Source organism: Frigoribacterium sp. 2355, assembly GCF_054060695.1.
This window is the reverse complement of record NZ_JBSSDL010000013.1, coordinates 25,180-37,679: the sequence shown is the minus strand read 5'-3', so window position 1 is coordinate 37,679 and position 12,500 is coordinate 25,180. Positions and strand designations below refer to the sequence as shown.

Below are 12,500 nucleotides of genomic sequence, written 5' to 3'. Positions count from 1 at the left end.
GCCCTCGATGACCGAGAGGACACCGCGTGAGCGACCTTCGCGACCGATCCGGCCGTGGCCGACGAGCTGCCCGACCCGAGGCGACCGCCTCCGGACGCCGTTCCGCCCCCGCGACGACGGGAGTCGCCCGACACGGCCGGCTCAAGAGCGGAGGCGCGGTGCGGGCCGTCACGAAGGTGGTGGCCGCCTCGGTGGCCGTCCTGCTCGTGAGCGGAGCCTCGGTCGGCGCCATCGCGGCGTACCAGGTGCGCAGCGACCTCGGTGACGGGGTCGAGCTGCAGGCGGCCCAGGGCGAGACCACGAAGCCCGCTCCGCCGTCGATCAGCGAGTACGAAGGCGGCTTCAACATCCTCGTCGTCGGGACCGACAACGACGCCAGCCAGGACCAGGGGGCGTTCGGCGAGCGGGACGCGACCCTGAACGACGTCAACATCCTGCTCCACGTGTCGGCCGACCACACCAACGCGACCGCCGTCAGCATCCCCCGCGACATGGTCGTGCCGATCCCGTCGTGCGCGAAGGAGGACGGCTCGGGGTACTACTCGGCGATGTCGGCCCGACCCATCAACGAGGCCTACTCGTACGGCGGGCTGAGCTGCGTCGCCTCGACCGTCTCGAGCCTGACCGGTCTCGACATCCCCTTCGCGGGCATGATCTCGTTCAACGGCGTCATCGAGATGTCGAACGCCATCGGCGGCGTCCCCGTCTGTGCCGCCACGCCCATCAAGGACCGCTACACGGGCCTTGACATCCCGGCCGGCGAGACCGTGCTCTCGGGTGCCGACGCCCTGGCCTTCCTGCGCACCCGCCACGGCGTGGGCGACGGGTCCGACCTCGGCCGCATCAGCAGCCAGCAGGTCTACCTCTCGTCGCTGTTGCGGACGGTGAAGAGCGCCGACACCCTCAGCAACCCCACGAAGCTCTACTCGTTGGCCCGCGCCGCGGCGAGCAACATGACCCTGTCCGACCAGCTGACCAAGATCGACACCATGGTGCAGATCGGTCTCGCGCTCCGGGACCTGCCGCTCGACGCCGTCAACTTCGTCCAGTACCCCGGCACGACCGGAGGCTCGGGCGTCTACGAGAACAAGGTCCAGCCCGACGAGGCCGTGGCGACCCAGCTCTTCGACGCGATCGCGAACGACGTCCCGTTCTCGATCCCCGAGGGCAGCACCGGCATCGGCTCCGAGAACACCGCCACGGGTGACGGTGAGGCGGCGACCCAGGCCCCGGCCGCTCCGGCCGAGACGGCTGCTCCGGCCCAGACCGCTGCTCCGGCCGACACGGCGGCACCCACCGATCCGGGCGCGGGGGCGTCGACCACGCCTCCGACGACCGAGGTCATCGAGGGGCTCACCGGCCAGACGGCGGCCGACCAGACCTGCTCGGTCGCGTTCGGCTCGAACTAGGCGCTCCGCCGAGAAGTCGCCCCGGCGAGTAACCAGCTCGCCGGGACGACCGGTGACCTCAAGCGGCGGCCCGAACCGGCACGCATGAGAACCCCGCGATGCCGGGATCAGGGGTGCGGCACCGTGGGGGGTGTGGAGGCCGGCGTCGGTGCCGGCGGCGAGCCCCTCGGGCGCAGCCGTTCGGGTGCGGCGCTCGATGGTGGGGCACGTGACGCGGCGACCGTCGGGGGGCGTGTTCGGCAAGGGTGAACGGGCCCGTGCTGTCGGGCCCCGGCCCCTCGGCCGTCGTCGGCGTCAGGGGTACTCTATGTGTCGGCACAAATGCCGACAAGCCGATCACGCCCCCCAGAGCGGGTGGGGCACGGGTGGTTCTGTCCACGCCCGTCCCGGCCGCACGTCCGACCGGCCCCGGGCCCCGGTTCGGCATCTGGCCTCCGGGCCGCTATGCTTGTCCCTGCGTGTTCGCTCGCGAGCCGCATGGAGCCGTCGCATAGTTCGGCCTAGTGCACCACCCTGCTAAGGTGGAGTTCCCTTTGTGGGAACCGTGGGTTCAAATCCCACCGGCTCCGCGGAAAGCCACGTCGGTTCTCTCTCTCGCCAGAGATGTTCCGGGGTGGCTTTTCTTCTGCCCGCTCGAGGGCCACCGACGTCGCCCGGCACGGGGCCTTCCCGCCCCGTCGCGCGTAGCGTGATCGGTGACGACGAGTCGTCTCGACTGCAGGGAGAACCACGGGTGAAACGCATCCACTACACCGACGAGTACCTGGTCACCGGCGACGCGATCGCGGCGGCCGTCGTCGAGTACGCGCGAGCGCTGGCGATGCAGAACAAGTCCGACATGGTCGACCTGCCCGGCATGGATCGTGGCGGGGTGCACCAGCGGTTCCAGGTGCTGCTCGGTCCCGCCAGCCAGATGCTGGTCTCCGAAGAACAGACCGACGAGGCGGAGATCGACGACGACGCCCTGGTCGACGACATCGAGGGGCGCATCGGCCGACTCCGCGGAATCGAGCCCCAGACCGCCGAAGTGGCCGAGCGCATCCCGCTCGACACCGACGAGTTCTGAGCCTCCCGCCACTGACCGACACCTGTCGTCCGCCTCCTTGTCAAGCCCCACGCTCGATCGGACGACCGACTAGCGTCGAGACCATGAGTCCCTCCGCGCCCGCGCGCTCGACCGACCCCATCGAGCCGGTCACCCTGGGAGGCGCGGGTCCGGTCGTCGGGACGGCCACCGCTCTCGTCGTCGAGGGGTTGCGATCCCGTCCGGCGCCCTCGGTGGGCGACGCACTCGACCTCGCCGTCGAGCTCGGTCGACACGGGGCCCTGCCCGGACTGGGCTCGACGGCCGACCTCTGGCAGGCCCTGGCGACGCTCGCCGCGCACGATCTCGGTGCGGCCCGAGCGGCCGAACCGCACCTCGACGCCCTCGCCATCCTCGACCAGCACGCCGAGGCCGGCGCCGCGACCGCCATCGAGACCCTGTCCGACGAGGACGACGGCGACCGCTCCTCCGTCCCCCCGCGCGCTCGGACCGCCGACCCCTTCACCTGGGGCGTGTTCGCCGCCGAGGGGCCCGGCGTCCGTCTGACGGCGACCCGGGGCCCGGACGGGTCGGGTCCGTGGTCGCTGGCCGGCACGAAGCCCTGGTGCTCCCTGGCGGGCACCCTCGACGGCGCGCTCGTCACCGCCTGGGTCGGCGACGAGCGTCGCCTGTTCTCGGTCGACCTCCGTCAGGCGGGCGTGACCGTGACGGCGGACGCCTGGCACGCCAGGGGCCTCGTCGAGATCCCCTCCGGCCCGGTCGACTTCGACGACGTCGAGGCACGCGAGGTCGGCGCTCCCGGGTGGTACCTCGAGCGTCCCGGCTTCTCGTGGGGCGGGATCGGCGTCGCGGCGTGCTGGTACGGCGGCGCGGTCGGCGTGGCCCGCACGCTGCTGGCCGCGGCGGTGACCGCCTCGTCGCGCACGCCGGAGCGCCCTGCCGACCCGCACCTCCTGCAGGCCCTCGGCCTCGTCGACACGCGACTGGCCGACGCCCGCCGGGCTCTGGTCGAGGCCGCCGACCTCGTCGACGCCGGTGAGGCGACCGGTGACGCCGGGCGGCTGCTGGCCAAGCGCGTCCGCGGGACCGTCGCCCACGCCTGCGACGACGTGCTCGCGCGGGCGTCCCGTGCCCTCGGCCCGGCCCCGCTCGCCACCGACGCGGCCCACGCCAAGCGCGTCGCCGACCTCGAGCTCTACCTCCGCCAGCACCACGGCGAACGCGACGACGCGTCGCTCGGCCAGACGGTCCTGCGCCGGGCCGTGGCCGACGGACGTTCCACGTGGTGAGCTTCGACGGTCGCGCGCCGGGGACCCCGGTGGAGACCTGGGAGGCCGACCCGCGCCTCCTCGACCTGCCGCCGCTCGACGGCGCCGTCGTCCCGACCAGCGCGTCGCGCGTGGTCGTGCTGGCCGCCCACCCCGACGACGAGACCCTCGGCGCCGGCGGGCTCATCGCCCACGCGGCCGCCCACGGCATCCCGGTCACGGTCGTCGTGGTGACCGACGGCGCGGCCTCGCACCCCGGCTCGACCACGAGCGCCGAGGACCTCGTCGCGACGCGGGCCGAGGAGGCGCGGGTCGCGGTGGACCTGCTGGGTCACGACGTCGAGCTGGTGCACTGGAGCATCGCCGACGGGACGGTCCGCGAGGCCCGACCCGAGATCACCGAGCGGCTGCGTCCCCTGCTGCCCGGGCCCGGTGGCCTGCTCGTCGCGCCCTGGCGCGGCGACGGGCACCGGGACCACCGCGTGCTCGGCGAGATCGCCGCCGAGCTGGCGGCCGAGGCGGACCAGGCCGGCACGACGGTGCTCGAGTACCCGATCTGGCTGTGGCACTGGGGTTCGCCCGACCATCCCGACGTGCCCTGGCCGTCCCTGCGGCTGTCGTCCCTGGACGCCGTCGCCGACGCCGCGAAGCGCTCGGCCCTCGCGGCGTACGTCTCGCAGCGCCGACCCCTCTCGACCGCGCCCGAGGACGCACCCGTGCTGCACCCGGTGTTCGAGCGGCACTTCACCCGCGGGCGCGAGGTCTTCGTCGTGGCCGGGTCGGAGGCGCACGGTCGGGACGCGGGCGGCCAGGACGCGGACGGCCAGGGCGCGGGCGCCGCGGCGTCGGTCCCGGCGACCGAGGCGACCTTCGACCGGACGCACGCCCGCCGCGCCGACCCGTGGCGGGTCACGACGCGCTGGTACGAGCGCCGCAAGCGCGCCCTCACCGTGGCGTCGCTGCCTCGTGAGCGCTACGGCCGCGTGCTCGAGGTGGGCTGCTCGATCGGCGTGCTGACGGGCGACCTGGCCCCCGCGGCGGACCGCCTGCTGGCCCTCGACGTGTCGTCGGTCGCCGTGCAGGCCGCTCGCGAGCGGCTCGCGAACCTGCCGCACGTCACGGTCGAGCAGGCCGACGCCGCCGCCGACTACCCGTCGGGCACCTTCGACCTCGTCGTGCTCAGCGAGGTCGGCTACTACCTGGCCCCGGAAGCGTTCGGGCGGCTGGTGGACTCGATCGTCGACGGTCTGGCCGACGACGGCGACGTCGTGGCCTGCCACTGGACCCAGCCCGAGGGGGACTTCCGGCAGGGCGCGGACGACGTCCACGCCCGGCTGGGCGCCGACCCGCGCCTCCACCGGGTCTCGCACCACGTCGAGGGCGACTTCGTGCTCGACGTCTTCTCGCGCGACCCCCGGTCGGTCGCCCAGCGGACGGGCCTGCGATGAGCGCCGCGCCCGCCCGATCGACCCCGGCCTCGACCCCGGCCCGCCCCGTGCGGGCCGTCGCGGTCGTCGTCCCCGCGCACGACGAGGAGGAACTCGTCTCGCGCGCACTCGACGGCGTCGACGTCGCGCGGCGGCACACGGCCAGGACCCATCCGGAGGTGCGGGTCGTCGTCGTCCTCGTGGCCGACGCCTGCACCGACGGGACGGTGGCGGCCGCCCGTGCGCACGCCCGCGTGACCGTCGTCGAGATCGAGGCCCGCGGGGTCGGTGTCGCACGGGCCGTCGGCGTCGACGTCGCCCTGGACGAACTCGGCGCGCCCTCGGACGACCTGCCGCTCGACGCGGTGTGGCTCGCCTGCACCGACGCCGACTCGGTCGTGCCGCCGGGCTGGATCGACGACCAGCTCGACCGGGCCGCCTCGGGCGCCGACGTCGTGATCGGGACCGTGCGCCCGGACTTCGCCGACCTCTCGCCGCGTCAGATCGCGGCCTGGACGGCCCGGCACACGCCCGGGCGGCCGAACGGCCACGTGCACGGCGCCAACCTCGGGGTGCGGGCGTCGTCGTACCGGTCCGTCGGCGGGTTCGCGCCCGTCGACCTGCACGAGGACAACGTCCTCGTCGACCGGCTGCGCGACGCCGGCGCGACGCTCGTCGCCTCGGACGTCGGCGAGGTGCTGACCTCGGGACGGCGCGACGGACGCACGTCGGGCGGCTACGCCGGCTACCTCGCCGTGGACCTGCTGGCCTGACGAGGCCGGCGCCGCGCCTCCTCGTCCCGAGCCCAGCGTGTTGCACCGCGTTTCGTGCACGGCACCGCGTCTCTACCCGGTGCCGTGCACGAAACGCGGTGCGGTGCGGTGCGGACCGGCTCAGGCGACGGGGCCGAAGCCCGTGCGGAAGCGCTCGAACGTCGTCGCCCAGTAGGCGCGGAGGGCGTCGACGCGTTCGTCGTCGGTGGTCGTGTCGACCCAGGGGTCGTAGACGCCGCGCAGCACGGCGATGACGGCACCCCAGGTCGAATGGATCAGCAAGGACGTGGTCAGGTCGTCCCGCGAGGGGCCGACGGCCAGGCCGATCACGTCGCCGACGCGTTCGGTCATGGGGACGCCGACCGCGAGCACGTAGGGCAAAAGGGGTTCGTGCGTCCGCAGCAGGTGGCGGAGGCTGATCATGTAGTCAACGAGCTGGGTGTCGACGGCCGACAGCAGCAGCAGCTCGAGCAGGTCGATGTCGGTGCCCTGGAAGGACGCCAGCATCGACAGGTCGGAGGCGTCCACCGCCGCGCCCGCCTTGTTCAGGAGCACCGAGGCCACGGCGTCCTCCTTGCACGAGTAGTGGTTCGCGAAGGTGCGCCTCGAGTAACCGGCCAGGGCGGTGACGTCCTCGACGACGAAGCCGTCGAAGCCCTTCTCGGTCGCCAGTCGGAAGGCCGCGTCGGCGAGCCCACGGCTCGTCGCCCGACGCTTCTCGTCGCGCCCGCCGACCGCTTCCGTGCCGAATCGGGTGAGGTCCCCACGCGCCGGAGTCTGCTGCATCGGACCATCGTGCCGGGGCTTCCTGAGAATTTCCATGCCCAATGGGCAACGGAGCCTCCGGATCGCGTATCCTGCAAGAGTCCGATTCGGGTCGGACGGCCTCGAGAGGCACCAGGCACACAACCCCCTGTGAGATCGCGCAGGGTCGCGTCGGGTGCGACCCTCCAGCTGAACCACGGAGGGGGCCAGGTCCCCTCGAGACACACGCCTCGTGGCCCCCGTGGTCACGGGGCGTTCCCGTGTGCCCGGCGGGTGGTCCCCGTCCGGCACGCTCGGGTCCGCAGGGGTGACAGGCTGAGCCCATGAAGCGAGGGCGGTTGCGGGTGGTGCTGGGGGCGGCGCCCGGCGTGGGCAAGACGTACACGATGCTCGAAGAAGGGGCACGGTTGCGATCCGAAGGGGTCGACGTCGTCGTGGCCGTCGTCGAGACGCACGGCCGGCGGGCGACCTCGGCGCTGGTCGGCGACCTCGAGGTCGTGCCCCGCCGGGCGGTCGTCCACCGCGGCGTCGCGCTGGACGAACTCGACCTGGAGGCGGTGCTCGCGCGGGCACCGCAGCTCGCGCTGGTCGACGAGCTCGCCCACACGAACGCCCCCGGCTCCACCCACGAGAAGCGGTGGCAGGACGTCGAGGCCCTGCTCGTCGCCGGCATCGACGTCGTCTCGACCGTCAACGTCCAGCACGTCGACTCGCTCACCGACGTGGTCGAGCGCATCACCGGGGCGACGCAGCGCGAGACGGTGCCCGACGCCGTGCTGCGGGCGGCCGACCAGGTGGAGCTCGTCGACCTCGCCCCGCAGGCCCTCCGGGACCGACTGGCCGAGGGCGTCGTCTACCCGGCCGACCGGGTCGACGCGGCGCTCTCGAACTTCTTCCGCCTCGGCAACCTGACGGCCCTCCGCGAGCTGGCGCTGCTCTGGCTGGCCGACGAGGTGGACAGCGCGCTGAAGGCGTACCGCGACGAGCACGGCATCGACAGCACCTGGGAGGCCCGGGAGCGCGTCGTCGTCGCCCTGACCGGCGGCCCCGAGGGCGAGACGCTGATCCGACGGGGTGCCCGCATCGCCGCCCGGTCCTCCGGAGGAGAACTCGTCGCCGTGCACGTCAGTGCGCAGGACGGCCTCCGGCAGGGAGCACCGGGTGCCCTGGCGGCCCAGCGGGCCCTGGTCGAGAAGCTCGGCGGCACGTACCACCAGGTCGTCGGCTCGGACGTTCCCCGTGCGCTCGTCGCCTTCGCCCGCGGGGTGAACGCCTCGCAACTCGTCATCGGCGTCAGCCGACGGGGGCGCCTGGCCGCGGCGTTGACCGGGCCCGGCATCGGCTCGACGGTGATCCGCGAGTCGGGACGCATCGACGTGCACATCGTCACCCACTCCTCGGCCGGACGCGACCGGGTGCTGCCGCGACTCGGCGGGGCCCTGTCGCGACGCCGCGTGATCGCCGGGTTCGTGCTCGCCCTCGTGGCCGGGCCGCTGCTGACCGGGCTGCTGGCCGGGCACCGCTCGGAGGACGGCATCGCGGGCACCGTGCTGGTCTTCCAGCTGCTGGTCGTGGTGGTCGCCGTCACGGGTGGCATCTGGCCGGCCCTGCTCGCGGCGTTGCTCTCGGGCGTGACGCTCGACCTGTTCTTCATCGCGCCGATCTACCAGCTGACCATCGCCGAGCCGCTGCACCTGGCGGCACTCGTGCTGTACGTGCTCAACGCCGCGATCGTCAGCTACGTGGTCGACCAGGCCGCACGCCGCAGCCGTGCCGCCGCCCGGGCGCTCGCCGAGACCGAGCTGCTCGCCACGGTCGCGGGGAGCGTGCTGCGCGGCCAGGACGCCCTGCAGGCCCTGATCGGCCGCACCCGCGAGGCCCTGGGCATGACCCGGGTGCGCGTCGTCCAGGGCGGGGTCGAGATCGGGGAGGCGCGGCTCGCCGACGACGGCCGTCCCGGAACCGGGTCCCCGGCCGGGACCACCACGTCGATCGCCGCGGGCGCCGACGCGACCCTCGAGCTGACCGGACCCGAACTGCAGGCGGCCGACCGGCGCCTCCTGGACGTCGTCGCGGCGCAGGTCGAGGCGGCCCTCGAGCACTCCGAGCTGAGCCGGGCCGCAGGCCAGGTCGCGCCGCTCGCCGAGGTCGACCGCATGCGCAGCGCCCTGCTCGCCGCCGTCGGTCACGACCTGCGTCGCCCGCTGGCCGCCGCGACGGCCGCCGTCAGCGGACTGCGGCAGACCGACGTCGCCTGGAGCGACTCCGACCGGGACGAGCTGCTGTCCACCGCCCACGAGAGCCTCGACTCGCTCTCGACCCTGGTCACCGACCTGCTCGACGTCAGCCGCGTGCAGGCCGGTGCCCTCGCCGTGACGCCCGCCGACGTCGACGTCGACGAGGTCGTGCTCGGCGCCCTCGACGAGCTCGGCCTCGGGCCGGCCGACGTCGAGCTCGCGCTGCGGGCGACGGTGCCGCCCGTGCGGGCCGACGCCGTGCTGTTGCAGCGCGTGGTCGTCAACCTGCTCGACAACGCCCTGCGCCACTCGCCGCCGGACGCGAGCGTCCGCATCTCGACGAGCACCTTCGGCGACCGGGTCGAGCTGCGGGTCGTGGACCGGGGACCCGGGGTCCCGGTCGAACGACGGGACGAGATCCTCGTCGCGTTCCAGCGGCTGGGCGACACCGACAACGGCACGGGCCTCGGGCTCGGGCTGGCGCTCAGCAAGGGCTTCGTCGAGGCCATGGGCGGCACGCTCGCACTCGACGACACCCCCGGCGGCGGGTTGACCATGGTGGTCGGGCTGCCGGCGGTGCCCGGGCCGGGCGGGGCAGGCGAGGCCGATCGGGTACGGTCGGCCACGTGAGCGCCGTGAAGATCCTGATCGCCGACGACGACCCGCAGATCCTGCGGGCGCTCAAGGTGACCCTCGGGGCGCGCGGCTACGACGTCGTCACGGCCGCCGACGGGCGGGAGGCGCTCGACCTCGCGGCCAGCCGGCACCCCGACCTCGTCATGCTCGACCTCGGCATGCCCCATCTCGACGGGGTCGAGGTGATCACCGGTCTGCGCGGCTGGTCGACCGTGCCCATCCTCGTCGTGTCGGGCCGCACCGACGCCGCCGACAAGGTCGAGGCGTTGGACGCGGGCGCCGACGACTACGTCACGAAGCCCTTTTCGATGGACGAGCTGCTCGCCCGCATCCGGGCGCAGACCCGCCGGTTGCCGTCGGGCACCGACGACGAGCAGCCCGTGGTCACGTTCGGCGACGTACAGGTCGACCTCGCGGCGAAGACCGTGGTCCGTCGACCGGGGGGCGGCGCGGGCGGCGGCGCGGGTGCGCGCGGCGGCGCGGGTGCGGGCGGCGGCGCGGGCAGCGGCGGCACGGCCGTCCGGCTGACGCCGACCGAGTGGAAGATCCTCGAGTTGTTGCTGCACAGCCCCGACAAGCTGATCACGCGCGAGACCATCCTGACCGAGGTCTGGGGCCCCTTCCACGCGAAGGACACCGGCTACCTGAGGCTCTACTTCGCGCAACTCCGCAAGAAGCTCGAACCCGTGCCGGCCGCACCGCGACACCTCGTCACGGTGCTCGGCATGGGCTACCGCTTCGTGCCCGACGCCGGGGCAGAGGTCGTCGAGGAGGCGTGACCGCGGTCGCCGTCGGGATCCTCACGGTTTCCTAACGCCGGGCGTCACCACCGGGAGGCGCGCGAGGCCTAACGTTGCAGGGCGCGTGCCCGCCTCCCGGTCGGTGCGCCCCGCACGTCCGAGAGGAACCCGTGTCCGCGCAGCCCGAGTCACCCGCCAGGGTCGCACCGCCGACCCCGCACCCGACCACGCGACGGATGCGGAGCTGGCTGCTGCACGGCCTCACCGAGACCGCGGGGACGCACCAGGGTCCGCACGCCGAGACCCCGGAGAAGACGCACTCGTGGTGGCGGGTGATGTGCCTGACCGGCGTCGACTACTTCTCGACCCTCGGGTACCAACCGGCCATCGCGGCCGTCGCGGCGGGGCTGCTCTCGCCTCTCGCGACCATCGTGCTGGTGCTGCTGACGCTGTTCGGCGCGCTCCCCGTCTACCGCCGCGTCGCCCGTGAGAGCCCGCGCGGCGAGGGCTCGATCGCGATGCTCGAGCGCCTGCTGCCCTGGTGGGGCGGCAAGCTGTTCGTCCTCGTCCTGCTCGGCTTCGCCGCCACGGACTTCATGATCACCATCACCCTGTCGGCGGCCGACGCCACGGCGCACGCCGTCGAGAACCCGTTCGCCCCGTCGTGGTTCCACGGGGCCGAGGTGCCGCTGACGCTCGTGTTGGTCGCGTTGCTCGCCGCCGTCTTCCTGCGGGGCTTCCGCGAGGCGATCGGCATCGCGGTCGTGCTCGTCGCGATCTTCCTGACGCTCAACCTCGTCGTCATCGCCGTGTCGCTCTTCCACATCGGCGAGAACCCGGTGGTCATCGGCAACTGGTGGGAAGCGCTGACCGTGCAGCACGGCAACCCGTTCGTCATGGTCGGCATCGCCCTGATCGTCTTCCCGAAGCTGGCCCTCGGCCTGTCGGGCTTCGAGACCGGGGTGGCCGTCATGCCCCAGATCACCGGCGACCCGACCGACACCCCGGCCAAGCCGGTGGGACGCATCCGTGGGGCCCGTCGCCTGCTCGCCACGGCCGCGATCATCATGAGCTCGTTCCTGATCCTGTCGAGTTTCGTCACCACGCTCTTGATCCCCCAGGCCGAGTTCCAGGCCGGCGGGTCGGCCAACGGCCGAGCCCTGGCGTTCCTGGCGCACCAGTACCTCGGCGACGGCTTCGGCACGCTGTACGACGTCAGCACCATCTGCATCCTGTGGTTCGCCGGGGCGTCGGCCATGGCCGGGCTGCTCAACCTCGTGCCGCGCTACCTGCCGCGCTACGGCATGGCGCCGCAGTGGGCCCGGGCCGTCCGTCCCCTCGTGCTGGTCTTCACGGTGATCGCCTTCGTCATCACCATCGTGTTCGAGGCGGACGTCGACGCCCAAGGCGGGGCCTACGCGACGGGGGTCCTCGTGTTGATCACCAGCGCCTCCGTGGCCGTGACGCTGTCGGCGCGACGCGCGCGCCAGCGGAAGCGCACGATCGGCTTCGGCGTCGTCGCCCTCGTGTTCGTCTACACGACCATCACCAACGTCGTCGAGCGTCCCGACGGCGTGCGCATCGCCGCGATCTTCATCATCGGCATCATCGCGGTGTCGCTCGTCTCGCGCGTGCAGCGGTCGTTCCAGCTGCGGGCGACCTCGGTCACCCTGGACGACACCGCGCTCGCGTACGTGCGCGAGGACGCCGACGAGTACGGCACGATCCGCGTCATCGCCCACGAGCCGGGGCGCGAGGTGGCCGAGATCTACAAGAAGAAGCTGACGGCCGAGCGGAAGTACAGCGGCATCCCGCAGCGCTCGCCGGTCATCTTCCTCGAGGTGCACAAGGGGGACTCGTCGAACTTCGAGGAGGACCTCGTCGTGACGGGGCACGCACTTCACGGCTACCGGGTGCTGCGCACGACGAGCGGCGCCGTGCCGAACGCCGTGGCCAGCGTGCTGCTGGCGATCCGCGACGAGACCGGCGTCGTGCCCGACATCTACTTCGAGTGGACCGAGGGCAACCCGCTGTCCAACATGGGGCGGTTCTTCCTGACCGGGGTGGGCGAGGTCGCACCGGTGACCCGCGAGGTGCTGCGCCGGGCCGAGCCCTCGCGCAGCCGCCGCCCCGACGTGCACGTCAGCTAGCCGCCCCTGCCCTGACCCTCTGCACGCGCGCGAACCCCGTTTGCGAAGAT

9 protein-coding genes and 1 tRNA gene are annotated in these 12,500 nt (G+C 73.2%); 9 read left to right on the top strand and 1 reads right to left on the bottom strand.

Annotated features, from left to right (window positions below; translation table 11 throughout):
* Positions 1-26 precede the first annotated feature (26 nt).
* The 6 genes from ACVJ1F_RS13370 to ACVJ1F_RS13345 all read left to right on the top strand — a co-directional run bounded on the left by ACVJ1F_RS13370 (position 27) and on the right by ACVJ1F_RS13345 (position 5,922).
* Positions 27-1,409, top strand: coding sequence for an LCP family protein (locus tag ACVJ1F_RS13370; protein ID WP_456886784.1), 1,383 nt, complete (start codon positions 27-29; stop codon positions 1,407-1,409).
* A gap of 479 nt (positions 1,410-1,888) precedes the next feature.
* Positions 1,889-1,978: transfer RNA gene (locus tag ACVJ1F_RS13365), tRNA-Ser, on the top strand.
* 164 nt (positions 1,979-2,142) lie between these two features.
* The gene (locus ACVJ1F_RS13360; protein WP_456886782.1) at positions 2,143-2,475 is read left to right on the top strand and encodes a hypothetical protein; all 333 of its coding nucleotides are present in this window, start codon (positions 2,143-2,145) and stop codon (positions 2,473-2,475) included.
* Positions 2,476-2,558: 83 nt separating this feature from the next.
* The gene (locus tag ACVJ1F_RS13355) at positions 2,559-3,743 is read left to right on the top strand and encodes an acyl-CoA dehydrogenase (protein WP_456886780.1); all 1,185 of its coding nucleotides are present in this window, start codon (positions 2,559-2,561) and stop codon (positions 3,741-3,743) included.
* A 29-nt stretch (positions 3,744-3,772) separates the two neighbouring features.
* Positions 3,773-5,170 (top strand): PIG-L family deacetylase, encoded by a 1,398-nt coding sequence (locus ACVJ1F_RS13350; RefSeq protein ID WP_456886778.1) that lies wholly within the window; start codon positions 3,773-3,775, stop codon positions 5,168-5,170.
* Positions 5,167-5,922, top strand: a complete 756-nt coding sequence (locus ACVJ1F_RS13345; RefSeq protein WP_456886776.1) for a glycosyltransferase — start codon at positions 5,167-5,169, stop codon at positions 5,920-5,922. The genes ACVJ1F_RS13350 and ACVJ1F_RS13345 overlap by 4 nt, the downstream gene beginning before the upstream one ends.
* 120 nt (positions 5,923-6,042) lie before the next feature.
* On the opposite strand, the gene ACVJ1F_RS13340 is transcribed toward ACVJ1F_RS13345, so the two are convergent.
* Positions 6,043-6,708, bottom strand: a complete 666-nt coding sequence (locus tag ACVJ1F_RS13340; protein ID WP_173151885.1) for a TetR family transcriptional regulator — start codon at positions 6,706-6,708, stop codon at positions 6,043-6,045.
* Between the two features lie 302 nt (positions 6,709-7,010).
* Here ACVJ1F_RS13340 and ACVJ1F_RS13335 point away from each other — a divergent pair, with 302 nt between their 5' ends.
* The 3 genes from ACVJ1F_RS13335 to ACVJ1F_RS13325 all read left to right on the top strand — a co-directional run bounded on the left by ACVJ1F_RS13335 (position 7,011) and on the right by ACVJ1F_RS13325 (position 12,450).
* A complete protein-coding gene (locus ACVJ1F_RS13335; protein WP_456886774.1) occupies positions 7,011-9,554 on the top strand; it encodes an ATP-binding protein in 2,544 nt (847 codons plus the stop codon).
* Between the two features lie 5 nt (positions 9,555-9,559).
* A complete protein-coding gene (locus ACVJ1F_RS13330; RefSeq protein WP_456886854.1) occupies positions 9,560-10,339 on the top strand; it encodes a response regulator in 780 nt (259 codons plus the stop codon).
* Between the two features lie 197 nt (positions 10,340-10,536).
* Complete coding sequence (locus ACVJ1F_RS13325; RefSeq protein ID WP_123571946.1) at positions 10,537-12,450, top strand: APC family permease; 1,914 nt, start codon at positions 10,537-10,539, stop codon at positions 12,448-12,450.
* Positions 12,451-12,500: the final 50 nt, after the last annotated feature.